Here is a 16,448-nt window from a genome sequence, read left to right on the forward strand (position 1 = left end):
TAAAATGTCTAACTGCGTCTATCCTATCAGTGTAAAGCAGTTATCAGTGATTAGTGACTAGTGGCTAGTGACTAGAAAAGAGTCCAGCCACCAGCCACCAGCCACCAACCACCAGCCACCAACCACCAGCCACCAGCCACTCCCTACTCTCCCAATGAAACTACTGATCAGCAATGACGATGGCATTTACGCTCTTGGTGTCCGCACCCTTGCCAATACTTTAGCTGAGGCGGGACACGATGTATTTGTCGTCTGCCCCGATCGCGAGCGATCGGCGACTGGACACGGTTTGACCCTGCATCAGCCGATCCGCGCCGAACCGATCGAATCGATTTTTCATCCCAAAATTCAAGCTTGGGCGTGTTCTGGCACTCCTTCTGACTGCGTGAAGTTGGCTTTGTGGGCTTTACTTGACACCCCCCCCGATCTGGTTCTGTCTGGCATCAATCAAGGGGCGAATCTAGGTACTGATATTTTGTATTCCGGTACGGTTTCTGCCGCAATGGAAGGAATCATTGAGCGCATCCCTAGTATTGCTTTTAGCCTTACTAGTTTTACCCATCAAGATTTTCAAGTCGCAGCTAACTTTGCTCGGTCTTTGGTTGCGCAGTTGGAACGGGAACCGCTACCGCAATTGATTTTACTCAACGTTAACGTTCCTCCCGTGCCACAAGCAGAGATTACTGGAGTCACGTTCACTCGTCAGGGCATACGACGATATGTAGATGTCTTTGAAAAACGAGTCGATCCCCGTGGCAAAACTTATTACTGGCTGGCAGGGGAACTATTAGAAGAAGTGGAACCAGAACCGGATCTGCATTTGCCTCAAAACATTCCTACCGACGTGGATGCGATTCGCCAAAATTACATTACCGTCACGCCGTTGCAATATAACCTGACTTGTGCATCGGGTTTACAACAATTAAGTCAACGGCAAATAAATTTTCCATCTGGGTGCGATCGGTAAGTCACGAGCGATTTACGGCAAGCAAATCATTTGTGCCAAAGTGTAGTTTGTGTCAAAGTGTAGTTTGTGTCAAAATGTAAAGCGTGTGGATAACTGAATCTACTACTAACGCTCTAACTCCAACTGCTGTTGCCCTGGGAAATTTTGACGGTTTGCATCGCGGGCATCAGCAAGTGATTCAGCCTGTCGTGAAGAATTCGGAATTCGGAAGTCAGAATTCGGAATTAACGGCTTTCCATTCAACAGTGGTGACGTTTAACCCTCACCCGCAGGAGTTTTTTAGCGGACAGTCTCGCCAACTGCTGACACCACTACCAGAAAAAGTCCAGCAGTTATCTAGTTGGGGGATCGAGCAGTTGGTGTTGCTACCCTTCAACCGAGAGCTAGCAGCGTTAAGTCCTGAAGATTTTGTCGAACAGATATTAGTACAACAACTGCAAGCGAAAACAATTAGTATCGGACAAGATTTTCGCTTTGGCAAGCAGCGGAGCGGTACGGCAACAGATTTACAGGCGATCGCGGCTCGATTTGGTATTCCCGTGGCGATTTTGCCAAACTACAACTGTGAAGGCGAGAGGATTAGCAGTTCTGCGATTCGACAAGCATTAACTGAAGGCAATGTCAAACGCGCCGAGTTGTTATTAGCTCGTCCTTATACTCTTCAAGGTAAGGTCGTCAAAGGACAGCAGTTAGGAAGAACCATTGGCTTTCCCACAGCTAACATTGAATTACCCGAAAATAAGTTTTTACCCCGCCTTGGTGTTTATGCCGTCAGGGTTTTAATAGAAGGTGAGAGACATGATGGACAAGGAAGACAAGGAAGACAAGGGGGAATATCAAACGATGAATTTACCTCTTGCCTTTTACCTCTAGCGTCTGGAGTGATGAATCTTGGCTATCGTCCTACTGTTAACGGAATTGGGCTAACGGTAGAAGTACATTTGTTTGATTGGTCGGGCGATCTTTATGGTAAAGCGATCGCCGTTCAATTAGAGGAATTTATCCGAGCGGAAAAAAAGTTCGCTTCCCTGGATGAACTGAAAGCACAAATTGCAGCTGATTCCGCCAAGGCAAGAAATTTGCTATCACCAGATACCACACATGAAAAAGTAAATTGATTTATGGATGCGCTGTGTATTGTTGCTTAAGCTAGAAACCGGGAAAACAACCAAGGAGCGATCGCAACCCAGATGAGGACTAAGAGCCAAATTCGTCCTGCCAAAATGTTGTAGTCGCTCAGCAGCTTGCTCCATGAATGTCCAGCAACGAAGTGACCAAAAGTAAATTCAAAGATAACAGTAAGTCCCAGCCAGAGCAATCCAACGGCGATCGCCTGCTTGGGTGAATCAAAGCCCCACAGATGTGCGATCGCCCATATGTAAAGACCTAACCACAAGACACCAGTAGCAGTTGAAATTTGATGGGCGCGTAACTCACTGAAATATTTCCCGTATGTCACCTCTCGAATGAAACCATTGATAATACCAATAAATACCATAGGAATCCATGCCAGCATGTAGCGCCAAATCATGGCTTATTCCTCAAATGTGGCTTACTTCCATTGTAGAACTGAAGGATGGCGCTACATTACTTCACGCACCACGCACCACTCTCTACTGATAACTGGTCACTATAAAAGCCTGTGGTACAATGAAAAATCGCGGCATTTTATGACTAAAGAGTAAATCATGGCACTGACACAACAGCGCAAGCAAGAGCTTATTTCCGAATATCAAGTTCACGATACCGACACGGGATCGACTGAAGTGCAAATAGCAATGCTAACAGAGCGGATTAGCCGTCTCAGCGAGCATCTACGCAGCAATCAGAAAGACCACTCTTCGCGACGGGGTTTGTTAAAATTAATCGGACAGCGCAAGCGGCTGTTAAGCTTCTTGCAAAGCGAAGACAAACAAAAATATCAGAATTTATTAGCTCGTCTCGGTATCCGAGGTTAGAAGGGGTTGGAAACTATGGCAGCTGAAGAACCGCAAAAGCAAAGCGATCGCCTCCCGTTTGAACCTGCTAGGAAGCGCCAAAAACCCCCCAAGGTACAAGCCTCTGCGACTCAAGAAACCAAAGCACAACCGAACCGCAAGTTAACGAAGCGGGAAAAGGAAGAAATCGCTATTCCTAAAGTTGTTAGCAGTCGGATGGCACGGCGGATGGCGGCGTTTGCTGGGATACCAACATTTTTCGGGGTATCTACATTTTTTGTCAGCTACATAGTTGTGAGCAACGGCTGGTTGAGATTGCCTCCCATAGCCGTGTTGATGGTAAGCATGGGATGTTTTGGCTTAGGCGTGTTAGGAATTACCTACGGTATTCTCTCTGCTTCTTGGGATGAAGATAGAATCGGAGGCATCTGGGGCGGACAAGAGTTCCAGACTAACTGGGGGCGTATGGTAGAAGCTTGGCGAGCAAATCGGCAAAAGAATGTTTAACTAAAATGTCAGCCACCAACTTTTAGTACTTAACCTAACTTGAACGAGGCGAGTGGGTGAAAAGGAGACGAACAGGGCTTTTGCATGGCGATCGCACCACCTTTAACTTTTCATCCCTTCGTTATATAAAAATTTCATCTAAGTATTTATTTAGCGAGCAGCGAGTCGTGAGTGGTTAGTGACTGGTGGTTAGTTGTTAGACTCAACTCTTGTCACCAGCCACGCTTTCACTAGCCACTGATAACTGATAACTGAATAAGGAATTTGGCATGATTATTGTGATGAAAGTTGGTTCGCCACAAGAAGAGATCGATCGCATTAGTGAAGAAATGTGCGGTCGAGGGCTGACGCCTGAAAAAATTGTGGGGAAACATAAAGTTGTGATCGGATTAGTAGGGGAAACAGCCGCCCTCGATCCGTTGCAAATGCAAGAAATTAGTCCTTGGATCGAACAAGTTTTGCGAGTAGAACAACCATTCAAACGTGCGAGTTTAGAATTTCGTCACGGACAACCTACAGACGTAGCGATCGAAACGCCCGACAGAGCAGTTCACATCGGTCAAAATCATCCAGTGGTGACAATTGCTGGTCCCTGCTCGGTTGAAAATGAAGAGATGATCGTGGCTACGGCGCAGTATGTCAAAGCGTCAGGAGCTAAACTGTTGCGCGGTGGAGCGTACAAACCTCGGACATCTCCTTATGCTTTCCAAGGACATGGTGAAAGTGCTTTAGGCTTGCTGGCTGCGGCACGGGAGGCTACGGGCTTGGGCATCATTACTGAAGTAATGGACGCGGAAGATTTGGACAAGATTGTAGAAGTTGCCGATGTCGTCCAAGTCGGGGCGCGGAATATGCAAAATTTCTCGCTGTTGAAAAAAGTGGGAGCGCAACCCAAACCAGTTTTCTTAAAACGAGGGATGTCAGCCACAATTGAAGAATGGTTGATGGCAGCTGAATATATCATGGCTGCGGGGAATCCTAACGTGATTTTGTGCGAACGGGGCATTCGTACCTTCGATCGCCAGTATGCGCGAAATACCCTAGATTTATCGGTGATTCCCGTATTGCGATCGCTGACTCACCTACCAATCGCGATCGATCCCAGCCACGGCACGGGAAGGGCAGAATACGTACCATCAATGGCAATGGCGGCGATCGCGGCGGGTGCAGATTCGCTGATGATAGAAGTCCATCCAAACCCTGCTAAAGCCCTATCTGATGGACCTCAATCCCTCACACCGCAAAGATTCGATCGCCTCATGCAAGAACTCAGCGTTATTGGCAGAGCAGTAGGGCGCTGGCAGCCGCCAGTTGTTGCTTTGACATAACTTAGGGCTGGCAACGCCCATCCCCAAAATTCGTCAGGGCGCACATCTGTGCGCCCCTACCGCAGATAAATTTAACGTCTAGCGTCTTCTACTACCGAAAGAACTCCGGCTGCGGCTACCACTACCGAAAGAACCCCGGCTGCGACTACCACTACCAAAACTACCAGAAGATGGTCTTCTGTATGTGGAGTTACGATTGCCCGATGGGCGCAGAATGTTAGTACCGTAACCCGATCCAGTGGGACGGTTAGTCGTGCGTGCGGGTGTGCGTACCGTGCTGCCTGAAGGAGTTCTAATTCTACCAGTAGTACGGAAGGTTTGTCTGTTTCTAACTGCTGCTGGGGCTGCGTTGTAACGGGTGCGATAGCTGCTTACGGCGCGATCGTAAGTATTGCCATAACCGCCATAGCCTCTGAGAACGCTTACCCCTGGTTGATAGACGGGTGGAACGTAGTACTGAGGTCTAAATAGCAAGCTACCGATCGCCTGACCAGCAATATTACCCGCTAAGGCTCCGGCAAATGGTGTCCAGAAACTCGTTTCTCGGCGGACAACTACGGTTTCTTGCTGTCCTGTTTGCGGATTCGTCTGCGTCTCCGTTACGTTATGGACGTACTGAATCCGAAAATCTTCAGTTAGATATAAAGCTGGCTGTCCGTTTTCTACTTTCAAATAACTCTTTTGACCTGCTTTGATTTGTTCGTCGGTCAGCCGTGCCATTTGTAAGTTTTGAGTATTGTAAACCGGGGGCGTGCCAGGAGGGGTATTGAGTAAGACTAAACTATATGTCCCATCAACATCATTATATTCAGCCTGCTGTACGGGATACTCACCATCGGCGAGCTGGCTAGAAACGCTTTCTCGCGTGGCTACATTTCTAGTAGCTTGGGGATTATTCGCTTCATTTGGTCCTCCACAAGCTACAGTTGTCCAGCATAAAGTTAAGGTTAAAAACAAGATTGTGAATTTACGCAACATGGAGCAATCCACTTAAATTGAGCTTTCATCATAACTCTAGCAAGTTCAGATGCAAGGGAATTCCTCCGTTAGCTAGGAACTTTTTGCCCCTTGAAGCATCGCACCTATCTCTTTTTACTCAAGTAGAGTAGGCTAAAAACTGTAGTGGATAATACTTTCACGCACTGGCAATCGCCTTTCTAGCCATAAGTTACAACCTACTCAATCAAGCCATGTTCTAGGGCAAACCGAACTAATTCAGTACGGCTATTTGTACCAGTTTTGCTAAAAAGGCGGCTGACGTATTTCTCTACGTTACGGACGCTCGTTTGCAGGCGGCGAGCGATTTCTTTGTTCATCAATCCTTCTGTCACCAAATTCAAGACGCTTTGTTCTCGCGGGGTTAGATCGATTTTTATTGGGGCGGGAGTCGTATTAATTGCACTACGCTGAGTTAGCATTGCCTTAATTTGAGCGATTTGATTGGCTAATTCAGCGATGTCGGGGGCTTCACCTTCTGCTAAGGGTTGACTGACGGGGCGACGGTCTAATAAGTTTTCAACAATTGCCACCAACTCATCGGGATCGAAAGGCTTGGGAATATAAGCATCTACACCAGAGTTGTAGCCCTGAATGCGATCGGTTGTCATCCCTTTAGCAGTCAAAAATACCACTGGCAGGCGTTTGAAGCGGGGATCTTCGCGCATTTGCTTCAGAAATTGATAGCCGTCTACCTGGGGCATCATGATATCTGAAATCACCAAGTCAGGAGTATTTTGCTGCAATAAATCCCAACCTTCGCGGGCATTACTTGCAACCTGCACGGCGAAACCGCTTTCTTCTAAGTAGTCCTTGACGGCTTCCCGCAGTCCAGGTTCATCATCGACTAGTAAAAGACGTGGTGACATTCCAATTCTTGCATTTGATATTTAGTACCACTTTAGCGGATTTTAGACTGCTCCCTCATCTGTTCTCTAGCCCTCAGTTTCTGCTAAATATCGCTCTAAGTCTTCGCTGATGCGAGTGAGTTCGGCTTCGCTAGTTATGCGAATGTTACTATCCTTGATGGTTAGCAGAACTTTTGCCGCAAAAGGACTCGCCCAAATATTAGGATTACAAAATACTTCGAGAAAAACTTCTCCCATGTGGCGATATTCCATCGGAGGTTGAGGAGTGGCTTTGCCAATCGGTGTACTTTTGACTGCAACTGCTTTGAGACGATCCATCAACTGAGCGATCGCAGCCTGTAATTCCCGTGCTGCCGTTGGCGAAAAGCTGAAGGAAACCGAGCCTTCAACTAAATTTAAGGTTAATTGTGTAGGAGTCACGATCGGGTAATTAAAATTTGATTCTATCAGTTAACAGTTATCAGTTATCCGTGGATAGCGGCTAGTGGCTGGTGGCTAGATACTTCTGACTTGCAACTTGCGACTGCAAAGGAGCAACTTACGACTTGATAGCTGCTCCGCAATTCTTTCGTCCTTCCTTCGTCTCTCGGCAGCTATTTTGATTTATCCCTGATAAGAGCCTTTTTCAAAACAATGCGAAAAGATATAAAATTAATTGCTAATCTTATTCATTAAGTATGCAGTTTACCAATTTTTTTATTGTCTCAATTCTATATAAAAACCACAAATTAAAAGATTATTTCCTATAATTCAATTGTTTGTGACTCCGAATTTGGTATTTAAAATTCAGAATTTTTATATATGATTTTAGACAATCGTTCTGTAGTTCGTAAGGTTTTACTGATAACTTTATTGCTCAACTTATTTGTGATGGCGTTGAAAGCCACAATAGGTTGGTGGACGGGTTCGCTCAGTTTATTAGCCGATGCCTTGCATAGCATCACGGATAGCGCCAATAACGTTTTGGGATTAATTACCAGCCGCTTTTCTTCTCCCCGACCAGATCGAGATCATCCCTACGGGCATCAAAAATTTGAAGCTGTAGGAGCTTTAGGTATAGCTGCCTTTTTGGGCATTGCTTGCTTTGAAATTTTACAAGGAGCGATCGAGCGAATTTTTAGTGGGCTTCAACCAGTAAAAATTACTGAATCAGAGTTGTGGTTGCTACTAATTGTCCTGGGCGTGAATATTTTCGTGACCTTTTACGAACGTCGCGAGGGTCAAAGGGTAGGCAGTCCGATTTTGATTGCCGATGCTAAACACACTATGAGCGATGTCTGGGTGACGATTACCGTGTTAGCAGGATTGATTGGTATTTGGCAGGGACGAGTTTTAAATCTGCCTCAACTCCAATGGTTAGACATAATTTTGGCGTTTCCCGTTGCCTTATTAGTGTTTTGGAGTGGTTGGCAGGTGATTAAAGAAAATTTACCTTGGTTGGTCGATGAAATCGCGATCGCCCCTGAAGCAATCCACGCGATCGCCATGTCCGTACCTGGGGTGGTTAACTGTCACGATATCGCCTCCCGTGGTTTACTAGGGCGACAAGTCTTTATTGAAATGCATTTAATTGTCGATGCTGTTGATGTGGATACTGCCCACCGGATTACTGAAGCCGTAGAAGCCAAACTGGAAGAGAAATTTAGCCCCGTGCGGGTTTTAATTCACGTTGAGCCACCTGGATACAAGTCAAACAGTATTAGCTTTGATGAGGAAAGGGAGCAGGGAGCAGGGAGCAGTGACTAGCCACTAGCCACCAGCCACTAGCCACTCACAAAAATTGAATTTAATTCACAATTTTGAAAAGCTCTACTTATTAAAGCGGTGCGATCGCTGTTAAATTTAGCCTTACAATCCGAGCTAAACAATAATCTTTTTCAATAAGACAGACTGATTATTGTAATAGTATGTAAAACTGGACTTTACCATAAGAGAATTTAAACCATATGATTCAATTTATGGAATAACAACGTATCGTAGGTTAAAAACAGGTGATTTGAGCTAATAAGTAAAACTAGACAATAGCAGTCTTTTATTATCTAGTAATTTTGTATACTCTTGTGTCAATTATGACCAAAAACAACAACTACTTAAGAGCAAATAACATGAAATGGTATGGGAAACGATAACCGTGGAGCAGTACGGAAGGTATTGCTCGTTACCTTACTGCTGAATTTGAGCGTGACAATACTCAAAGCAATCCTGGCTTGGTGGACTGGTTCTCTCAGCTTGTTCTCGGATGCTTTACATAGCGTGACAGATAGTAGTAACAACATTTTGGGGCTAGTTGCCAATAACCTATCTTCACCAGAACCGGATCGCGATCATCCTTACGGACATCAAAAATTTGAAGCGATAGGAGCTTTGGGAATCGCGGGTTTTATTAGCATTGCAGGTTTTGAAATTTTACAAACAGCTATAGAGCGAATGCTTAAAGGTGCAGAGTTAGTTAAGGTTTCTGCACCAGAATTGTGGTTGTTGCTGATCGTATTGGGCGTGAATATTTTTCTTGCCTATTACGAGGATGGTGAAGGACAACGATTGGGCAGTCCGATTTTGATTGCTGATGCCAAACATACGATGAGCGATGGGTGGATTACGCTCACGGTATTGACGGGGTTAATTGGTGTTTGGCAGGGACAGGAATCGGGTATCCCTCTACTACCGTGGCTTGATGTAATTTTGGCTTTTCCCGTCGCTTTTTTAGTATTTAGCAGTAGCTGGGAAGTTCTGAAAGAAAATTTACCTTGGTTAGTCGATGAAATCGCGATCGCGCCTGAAGAAATTCACGCGATCGCCATGTCCGTACCAGGAGTCATCAACTGTCACGATATCGCCTCCCGTGGCGTAGTCGGTCGGCAAGTTTTTATTGAAATGCATTTAGTCATCTACTCTTCTGACATCGAAACCGCCCACTACATAGCCGAAGAAGTAGAAGCACGGTTACGAGACCGATACGGTTCGGTCAGAGTCGCTATCCGCGTCGAACCGCACAATTGCCAATCCGACCAAATTAGCTACGAGTCAGCAACAGAGTGATTTGTAGTTCCTCCCAACTCTTGTACGGGCGGGTTTAGCCAACGATTCACCGCTGGCGAGCCGAAATTTGCCCTCAAAACCCACCCCTACGACAACTGACAACCGCTCACTCCCAAGTAGCCACAGGACGTAGGATCTCAGGAATTTTTTCTTGAGTCGGGGGAAATTCGAGGATGGTTTCTCGCAAACCGAGATAACCCGATTCACTGAAGGATAGTAGCATTCGCGTCAGAGCAAACCAAACTTCTGATTCATATTCCCAATCGCGATCGCGTACCGATCTACCAGCAATGGAACGCAGCGCCCAAAAATAGCTGTTACGAACCACAGAACCACCTTTTTTATAAGTCGGTACGTCCTCGCGGTGAAGAAACAGAATTGTATCCTCAATTTTTGCTCTCATAGAGTTGGGAGTCGGGAGTGGTTTTGATTACGGTCAAGCATCAGTTTTGCCAAAAAAATTGTAGGACGAGCATATTGCTCACCCTACTTTTATCGCTTATTCAAGAATATTTCAGATAGCAGAAGAAAGCATCGACTCTTTTTCACTTCTCCTTTGCTCGCTTGGACTTGACAAGCATCTATATTAATCAACGCTATGGTGCCATCATTAATTCGACTAGATAAGATAGTTGTGGCTAAGAAACACCTTGCCTTGACAGAGCTGAGTAAAAGCAGCCACCATAAAAAAACTGATTAAGCTTTGCTACTGACCAACTGAGTCAGCAACTTGCTACGTACACGCTCCTCCTGCTTTTTAATTTGTCCTGGAATGGTAAACAAGTCAATAAATAGCATTAATCCTAATAAACCAAAGGGAAAAAGTCCAAGACCTAGAATAAGACTTGCATCATCTGCTGTAGAGGAGTCAATTGTAGATGCAGCTCCCCCAAGTATAAGTAGAGTACTTAAAGACAGCAGTAAAAGATAGAGAAAACCAATAAAGGGTTTACCAATATAGAACTTGTGTCCTCCAATAGAGCCTAAGATAAAGTACAAAATGTAAGCAGTTGCAGTACTTTTCCGCTTACGCTCTAATTCTGCATTAAAAATAATTAGCTCGCGATCGGTCAAGTATTTTTGCGCTTCAATGCTGTTCTTTTATATTCCTCCTTGATGAACTAGGATTGGTTTAGACTTCCTACTCTATTGTTCCCAGTTGAACGAACATATCACCATGATGGAGGAGCTTTATCTATCGCGTAAGTGATAGTAGCAGGGATAGCTGGATATTGTCTATCTATTCTTCCAGATTGCAACAGATGAGAAAGCTGCTGGAGCGGATATAGGACACAATTTGACTCAGGCATCTTTACTTAGCAAAAAAAACTGTAGGGTGGGCATTGCCCACCCTACATTTATGGTTTATTCAAAAACATTCTAGCTAGCAGAAGACAACATCAACTCTTTCGCTTCTACTTTACTGACTTGGACTTGACCGTCAGCATCAACATCAACTAAAGCTGTGTCGCCATCGTTAATGCGACCGGATAACATAGCTTCAGCTAAAGAATCTTCCAACAGCCGCATCATTGCTCTGCGTAACGGTCTAGCACCGTAGCTGGGATTGTAGCCTTCATCGACAACTTTATCTTTAAAACGCTCTGTCACTTTCAAGGTAATAGAACGCTCGGTCAAGCGGTTAGAGATCTCTTGAAGCATGATGTCAGCAATTTGCTTGACTTCATTCTTGTTGAGTTGACGGAAGACGATGACCTCATCAAGGCGGTTGAGAAACTCAGGACGGAAATGTTGCTTGAGTTCTTCTTGGACTAAGTTGCGAACGCGATCGTATTGTGCGTCAGCGCGATCGCCACCTAATTCAAATCCAATCCCACCGCCACCTTTTTCAATGACTCTCGAACCAATATTAGAGGTGAGAATAATCAGCGTGTTTTTAAAGTCTACCGTGCGTCCCTTGGCATCGGTCAAACGACCGTCATCCATGATTTGCAACAGCATGTTAAACACGTCGGGGTGTGCTTTCTCGATCTCGTCGAATAGCAACACGGTGTATGGTTTGCGCCGTACGGCTTCCGTTAGCTGTCCGCCTTCGTCATAGCCAACGTAGCCAGGAGGCGAACCAATTAGCTTAGAAACAGTATGCCGTTCCATGAATTCCGACATATCCAAGCGAATCATCGCTTCTTCAGAGCCGAAGAAGTATGCAGCAAGGGATTTTGCCAACTCTGTCTTACCTACACCAGTAGGACCAGAAAAGATAAAACTAGCGATCGGACGGTCGGGATTCTTCAATCCAACTCGCGCCCTGCGGATAGCTTTAGAAACAGCTGTAACAGCTTCTTCTTGTCCGATGAGACGCTGGTGCAGAGTATCTTCTAAGTGCAACAGCAACTCTGATTCGGATTCCGTCAGCTTGCTGACTGGTACGCCCGTCCAAGAAGCGACAATTTGAGCAATGTCTTCTTCGTCTACTACAGGAACGCTAGCGTTTTCGATTTCTTGCTTTCTATTGTCAGCGATCGCCTTTAACTGTTGCTCGATTTCCAACTCGCGATCGCGCAGCTTACCAGCATTGTCAAAATCTTGTGCCGAGACTGCGGCTTCTTTCTCTTTCGTGACCTGCACCAATTCTTGCTTGAGTGCTTGGGTTTCGGGAGACTGCTTCGAGTTGCGGAAGCGGACGCGAGAACCTGCTTCATCGATCAAATCGATCGCCTTATCAGGTAAGAAGCGATCGCTAATGTAGCGATCGGACAGTTGAGCAGCAGCAGCCAAAGCTAGATCTGACATTTTAACTTTGTGGTGTTGCTCGTAGCGATCGCGCAATCCAAACAAAATCTCGATTGTCTCGACAACACTAGGTTCATCTACCATCACTGGCTGAAAACGCCTTTCTAGTGCTGCATCCCGTTCGATGTGCTTGCGGTACTCATCTAGGGTAGTAGCTCCCATGCACTGTAATTCGCCTCTAGCTAAGGCAGGTTTGAGCATATTTGCCGCATCGATTCCGCCTTCGACACCACCTACGCCAATTAAAGTATGGATTTCGTCGATAAATAGGATAACACTGCTATTCGATCGCACTTCATCCAAAACAGATTTGATCCGCTCTTCAAAGTCACCGCGATAGCGAGTTCCGGCAACTAACGAACCCATGTCAAGACTGTATAGCTGCTTGTCTATGAGAGTATCAGGCACGTCGTTGTTAGCAATTCGCTGCGCCAAACCTTCGGCGATCGCAGTTTTACCAACACCAGGTTCGCCAATCAATACGGGGTTATTCTTCGTGCGCCGACCTAAAATTTGCACGGCTCGTTGAACTTCTTTTTCACGACCGACGACAGGATCTAGCTTACCTTCCGCCGCTAGCTTCGTTAAATTCGTCCCAAACTCATCCAACGTCGAAGTTTTGCTGGGGGCTGTGCCAAAACCCTTGCGTCCTTGTCTACCAGCACTAGCAACAGTTGCAACTTCACCCAACTTGCGAATCGTGTTACCACGGGCTTCGTCTAGATCGACCCCCAAGTTTTGCAAGACTTTTCCAGCGACACCTTCTCCCTCTTGGAGCAAACCTAACAACACGTGTTCTGGACCGATGTAATTATGCCCCAAAGTGCGTGCTTCTGTGAAAGCTTGCTCGAATACGCGCTTGACTTTTGGTGTAAAGGGAATTTCAGCCATCGCTGGACGATTTCCTCTACCGATAATTTTTTCCACTTCGGCGCGGGCTGCTTGAAGGGTCACTCCCAGCTCGGTTAATACTTTTGCTGCAATTCCCGTGCCTTCTCCAATCAAGCCTAATAAAATTTGCTCGGTTCCTACCAAATTGTGACCCAGGCGACGTGCTTCTTCCTGGGCAAGCATAACTGCTTTAATTGCTTTATCAGTGAAATGCTCAAACATAACGGGCTTTCCTCTACCGAGCTGTTTGAAAAGGTGAAGAGGTTTTCACTTTCACCCTCTCTACATAAACTTTTATGTAGTTTCTTCCGTTAATGTATCCTTCCCAAGTACAACTCTGCATTGGTAATAGCCGTAATGCCAAAGGCGTAGTAGCCACCCTGATGAGGAGCGAGGAGTGAGGAGTGAGAGGAAGGAGGAGACTAGGGGGACAAGGGGGAACTCGCTCTTCCCCGCGACCGGAGGGAGTGGGGATTAGGGGGCAAAGGGAGACTAGTGGGACTTTGAAAGTTTTTAGCTCTAAAAGAGGCTGAAATCCATGCATGGCAAGGACAATACATCGATAAGGTAAAACTGGCTGAAACTTAAGCATGGTAAGGAAACATTACCAATCGATGTAAAACTAGCTCTGGCTCTGCTTTTGAAGCTATTCTATTACCAGTTTTCTTCAAAGTCCCACTAGGGGGACAAGGAAGCAGGTGTGCAAAGAATCCCGCATCTACGCAGCCAAAATTCCCTTACTCCTCGCTCCTCACTCCTCGCCCCTTATTTCTAACAAAGAGGTATTTTCACCATAAAGATCGTGCCGACTCCGACTTCGCTTTTCATGTGAATTTGACCGCCGTGGGCATCGACAGATTTTTTGACAATAGCAAGTCCCAATCCCGTACCGGAGATATTACCGACGTTGCTAGCTCTGTGGAAGGAATGGAAGAGTCGATCGCGATCGCCCATCGGAATGCCGATACCTTCGTCTTGAATTCGGAAGATTGCTGCTCCTTCCCTAGAAATAATGTCGAAATAAATACTTCCACCATTAGGTGAATACTTAATTGCATTAGAGAGTAAATTTCCTAGTACCTGTCGCAAAAGCTTTTCATCCATACCAGCATTGATACTATCTCCCTGCGTGCGCAGAAGAATTTTATGAGCAGTGGTTGTGATTTGCATCCCTTCAACCAGTTCGCGGCAAAATTCGATCAGATCTATGGGTGATGGATTGAATTCCAGCTTACCTGCGTCTGCTTTGCCAATTAAGAGGACATCATCCAGCAAACCAGTCATGTGTTTGACAGCGGTAATGATGCGTTGAAAATGATGGCGTTTTTTCTCTTCTGTCCACTTGGAACTGTAATCTTCTAATAACTCTGCTGAAGATAAAATTGTCGTTAATGGCGTGCGGAATTCGTGGGATGCCATCGTGACGAAGCGAGATTTGAGTTCGTTCAGTTCTTTTTCTCTTGCTAGAGCTTGTCTGATTTCTGCTTCTGCTCCTTTTCGCTCGGTGATGTCGCGCACGATCGCCATCACTTCGTCTTCTTCGCTTAAAGCAATGCGGGCTTCGTAATCTCGCGGTTGTTCTGCAATTGTCAATCTATATTCATAGACTTGGATTTCACCTGTAGCGATCGCTTGCTCGACACATTCTACTAATGGTCGAGCGATCTCTGGCACAAATAGGTCAGAGAGTTTTTTGCCAACTGGCTCGGTGTGAGAAGCAATCAGCCAATCATCCTTTGCTGCTTTGTAGTTGAGGAGAGTGCCATCTTGACTGAGACGAAACATGGAGTCGGGAATTGCATTTAGCAGGGCGCGATTGGTAGCGACGCTGGAACGCAAAGCCTCTTCTACCCTCTGGCGTTCGGTAATTTCTCTGCGTAGTTGCTCGTTGGCTAATCTTAATTCTGCCGTGCGCTGTTCTACTCTCAGCTCTAATTCGTCGTATGCTTGTTGTAATAAAGTTTCTACCCGCTTGCGCTCTGTAATATCTCGGATAATAGCTAGTACTTCGCGATCGCCGCTAACAACGATGCGTGCTTCTTCCACGCGAATTTTATCGTTAACCTGTAGTTGGTACTCAAAAAGCTGGGGTTTACCTGTCTCTAAAGCAGCATGGACGTAGCGCATTCTTTGTTCGGCGACTTCCATTGGTAACACGTCGTACTCGTTCTTACCAATCATTTGACTGCTGGTGGCAGAAAACTCGCTGTCTTTAGCTGGTATGTAGTCCAGATACGTTCCATCCGCACCGATCCGCAAGATTAAGTCGGGGATTGCCTTGAGCAAAGCCCGGTTTTTAGTTTCGCTTTCTCGCAGTGCTAGCTCGGTGTGCTTGCGCGCGGTAATATCGACGATATAGCTTCTGACCAGCTCATTTTCAGGTAAGTAGTGGACGGATTGCTCGAAAATTTTGTCAAGAACTTCTATTTCACGAACAAAAAACGTTTCGCGATCGTCTTGCACTCTTTCTACAATTCCAGCCATAATTGGATGCTGGAGTTTCACTTCCCGCAGATCGGGAAATTGAGCCACCGCTGCGGGGTTAATGTAAGTAATATCGCCCGTGAGATCGAATTCTAGTATCGGATTTGATATTAATTCGGGAAATGAAGCCAAGCGAACGAGTACTGACTCTTTAGAATTAGCAAACTCGATATTTTCAATAATTTGCGTAGGTGGGCTGTGATGAGAGCTAGAATTTAGTCCACTAGAATCAGATTCGCGATCGCTATTGCAGTAGTAAGTGGCACTTACATCTCCAGCAAATTCAATTTCATCGCCGTGTTTGAGGTCGTGCGAGAAACAAGATTTTTTATTGATGCGAATGCCATTCGTGCTGGGCTTGCCTTGTAAATTACCGTCAATGATGCGAAAAAAATGGTTGGCAGTACCAGGAGTTGTGACGCGCAACAAGATCGCGTGCTGGCGGGAGACAAGCTTAGACTGCAATACAATCGAGTTAGAAGAGTCACGCCCCAGAGTGCAGGTGGCAGCCTCCAAAACGACTACGCGCTTACCTGCGTTATCTTCGATCTCCAGCCAATGCTGAGTTTGCTGTGGTTCTTTCTCTGGCACTGTTTTAACGTGAGTTCGATGAGAAAAACTAGCCAAAAAGAAAACTGAGACCTATGCTCAAAATACACACACAATAGTCTCAGCT

Annotated in this window: 16 protein-coding genes; 7 read left to right on the forward strand and 9 right to left on the reverse strand. The window is 45.8% G+C overall.

What is annotated here, in order from left to right:
• The first annotated feature begins 154 nt into the window (after nucleotides 1–154).
• Nucleotides 155–967 carry a 5'/3'-nucleotidase SurE gene (surE, locus tag DSM107010_RS12325; RefSeq protein ID WP_106166004.1) on the forward strand — a complete coding sequence of 271 codons (813 nt, stop codon included), beginning with the start codon at nucleotides 155–157 and terminating at the stop codon, nucleotides 965–967.
• An 83-nt stretch (nucleotides 968–1,050) separates the two neighbouring features.
• A complete protein-coding gene (locus tag DSM107010_RS12330; protein WP_015154121.1) occupies nucleotides 1,051–2,085 on the forward strand; it encodes a bifunctional riboflavin kinase/FAD synthetase in 1,035 nt (344 codons plus the stop codon).
• A gap of 26 nt (nucleotides 2,086–2,111) precedes the next feature.
• On the opposite strand, the gene DSM107010_RS12335 is transcribed toward DSM107010_RS12330, so the two are convergent.
• Nucleotides 2,112–2,498: a hypothetical protein gene (locus DSM107010_RS12335; RefSeq protein ID WP_015154122.1), complete on the reverse strand. Its 387-nt coding sequence runs from the start codon at nucleotides 2,496–2,498 to the stop codon at nucleotides 2,112–2,114.
• A gap of 157 nt (nucleotides 2,499–2,655) precedes the next feature.
• Between DSM107010_RS12335 and rpsO the strand changes: the two genes are divergently transcribed.
• From rpsO to aroF, 3 genes are all read left to right on the forward strand, one after another.
• Entirely contained in the window at nucleotides 2,656–2,925 is a 270-nt protein-coding gene (rpsO, locus tag DSM107010_RS12340) for a 30S ribosomal protein S15 (protein WP_015154123.1), read from the forward strand.
• 15 nt (nucleotides 2,926–2,940) lie between these two features.
• Nucleotides 2,941–3,411, forward strand: a complete 471-nt coding sequence (locus DSM107010_RS12345) for a PAM68 family protein (RefSeq protein ID WP_015154124.1) — start codon at nucleotides 2,941–2,943, stop codon at nucleotides 3,409–3,411.
• A gap of 269 nt (nucleotides 3,412–3,680) precedes the next feature.
• A complete protein-coding gene (gene aroF, locus DSM107010_RS12350) occupies nucleotides 3,681–4,739 on the forward strand; it encodes a 3-deoxy-7-phosphoheptulonate synthase (protein ID WP_127023046.1) in 1,059 nt (352 codons plus the stop codon).
• Nucleotides 4,740–4,817: 78 nt separating this feature from the next.
• On the opposite strand, the gene DSM107010_RS12355 is transcribed toward aroF, so the two are convergent.
• The 3 genes from DSM107010_RS12355 to DSM107010_RS12365 form a co-directional block, all read right to left on the reverse strand.
• On the reverse strand, nucleotides 4,818–5,717 hold the full coding sequence (locus DSM107010_RS12355) for a hypothetical protein (protein WP_015154126.1): 900 nt from the start codon (nucleotides 5,715–5,717) through the stop codon (nucleotides 4,818–4,820).
• 197 nt (nucleotides 5,718–5,914) lie between these two features.
• On the reverse strand, nucleotides 5,915–6,604 hold the full coding sequence (locus DSM107010_RS12360; RefSeq protein WP_015154127.1) for a response regulator transcription factor: 690 nt from the start codon (nucleotides 6,602–6,604) through the stop codon (nucleotides 5,915–5,917).
• A 66-nt stretch (nucleotides 6,605–6,670) separates the two neighbouring features.
• Entirely contained in the window at nucleotides 6,671–7,024 is a 354-nt protein-coding gene (locus DSM107010_RS12365) for a hypothetical protein (protein WP_127023049.1), read from the reverse strand.
• 381 nt (nucleotides 7,025–7,405) lie between these two features.
• Here DSM107010_RS12365 and cdf31 (DSM107010_RS12370) point away from each other — a divergent pair, with 381 nt between their 5' ends.
• The gene (gene cdf31, locus DSM107010_RS12370) at nucleotides 7,406–8,350 is read left to right on the forward strand and encodes a CDF family zinc efflux transporter Cdf31 (protein WP_127023052.1); all 945 of its coding nucleotides are present in this window, start codon (nucleotides 7,406–7,408) and stop codon (nucleotides 8,348–8,350) included.
• Nucleotides 8,351–8,719: 369 nt separating this feature from the next.
• On the forward strand, nucleotides 8,720–9,643 hold the full coding sequence (cdf31, locus tag DSM107010_RS12375) for a CDF family zinc efflux transporter Cdf31 (protein ID WP_106216032.1): 924 nt from the start codon (nucleotides 8,720–8,722) through the stop codon (nucleotides 9,641–9,643).
• A 106-nt stretch (nucleotides 9,644–9,749) separates the two neighbouring features.
• On the opposite strand, the gene DSM107010_RS12380 is transcribed toward cdf31 (DSM107010_RS12375), so the two are convergent.
• The 5 genes from DSM107010_RS12380 to DSM107010_RS12400 all read right to left on the reverse strand — a co-directional run bounded on the left by DSM107010_RS12380 (nucleotide 9,750) and on the right by DSM107010_RS12400 (nucleotide 16,363).
• Entirely contained in the window at nucleotides 9,750–10,046 is a 297-nt protein-coding gene (locus tag DSM107010_RS12380; protein ID WP_106170271.1) for a hypothetical protein, read from the reverse strand.
• A 293-nt stretch (nucleotides 10,047–10,339) separates the two neighbouring features.
• Entirely contained in the window at nucleotides 10,340–10,717 is a 378-nt protein-coding gene (locus tag DSM107010_RS12385) for an NINE protein (RefSeq protein WP_158631779.1), read from the reverse strand.
• A gap of 306 nt (nucleotides 10,718–11,023) precedes the next feature.
• Nucleotides 11,024–13,510: an ATP-dependent Clp protease ATP-binding subunit gene (locus DSM107010_RS12390; protein ID WP_106170267.1), complete on the reverse strand. Its 2,487-nt coding sequence runs from the start codon at nucleotides 13,508–13,510 to the stop codon at nucleotides 11,024–11,026.
• Between the two features lie 13 nt (nucleotides 13,511–13,523).
• Entirely contained in the window at nucleotides 13,524–13,880 is a 357-nt protein-coding gene (locus tag DSM107010_RS38380; RefSeq protein WP_127023057.1) for a hypothetical protein, read from the reverse strand.
• 179 nt (nucleotides 13,881–14,059) lie between these two features.
• On the reverse strand, nucleotides 14,060–16,363 hold the full coding sequence (locus tag DSM107010_RS12400) for an ATP-binding protein (protein WP_015154133.1): 2,304 nt from the start codon (nucleotides 16,361–16,363) through the stop codon (nucleotides 14,060–14,062).
• Nucleotides 16,364–16,448: the final 85 nt, after the last annotated feature.

The sequence above is a fragment of the Chroococcidiopsis cubana SAG 39.79 genome (assembly GCF_003991895.1).
Classification (GTDB): domain Bacteria; phylum Cyanobacteriota; class Cyanobacteriia; order Cyanobacteriales; family Chroococcidiopsidaceae; genus Chroococcidiopsis; species Chroococcidiopsis thermalis.

Coding starts and splice junctions, on each gene's coding strand:
- surE (WP_106166004.1), top strand. CDS start 155: ATGAAACTACTGATCAGCAATGACGATGGCATTTACGCTCTTGGTGTC.
- DSM107010_RS12335 (WP_015154122.1), bottom strand. CDS start 2,498: ATGATTTGGCGCTACATGCTGGCATGGATTCCTATGGTATTTATTGGT.
- rpsO (WP_015154123.1), top strand. CDS start 2,656: ATGGCACTGACACAACAGCGCAAGCAAGAGCTTATTTCCGAATATCAA.
- DSM107010_RS12345 (WP_015154124.1), top strand. CDS start 2,941: ATGGCAGCTGAAGAACCGCAAAAGCAAAGCGATCGCCTCCCGTTTGAA.
- aroF (WP_127023046.1), top strand. CDS start 3,681: ATGATTATTGTGATGAAAGTTGGTTCGCCACAAGAAGAGATCGATCGC.
- DSM107010_RS12355 (WP_015154126.1), bottom strand. CDS start 5,717: ATGTTGCGTAAATTCACAATCTTGTTTTTAACCTTAACTTTATGCTGG.
- DSM107010_RS12360 (WP_015154127.1), bottom strand. CDS start 6,604: ATGTCACCACGTCTTTTACTAGTCGATGATGAACCTGGACTGCGGGAA.
- cdf31 (WP_127023052.1), top strand. CDS start 7,406: ATGATTTTAGACAATCGTTCTGTAGTTCGTAAGGTTTTACTGATAACT.
- cdf31 (WP_106216032.1), top strand. CDS start 8,720: ATGGGAAACGATAACCGTGGAGCAGTACGGAAGGTATTGCTCGTTACC.
- DSM107010_RS12380 (WP_106170271.1), bottom strand. CDS start 10,046: ATGAGAGCAAAAATTGAGGATACAATTCTGTTTCTTCACCGCGAGGAC.
- DSM107010_RS12390 (WP_106170267.1), bottom strand. CDS start 13,510: ATGTTTGAGCATTTCACTGATAAAGCAATTAAAGCAGTTATGCTTGCC.
- DSM107010_RS38380 (WP_127023057.1), bottom strand. CDS start 13,880: ATGCTTAAGTTTCAGCCAGTTTTACCTTATCGATGTATTGTCCTTGCC.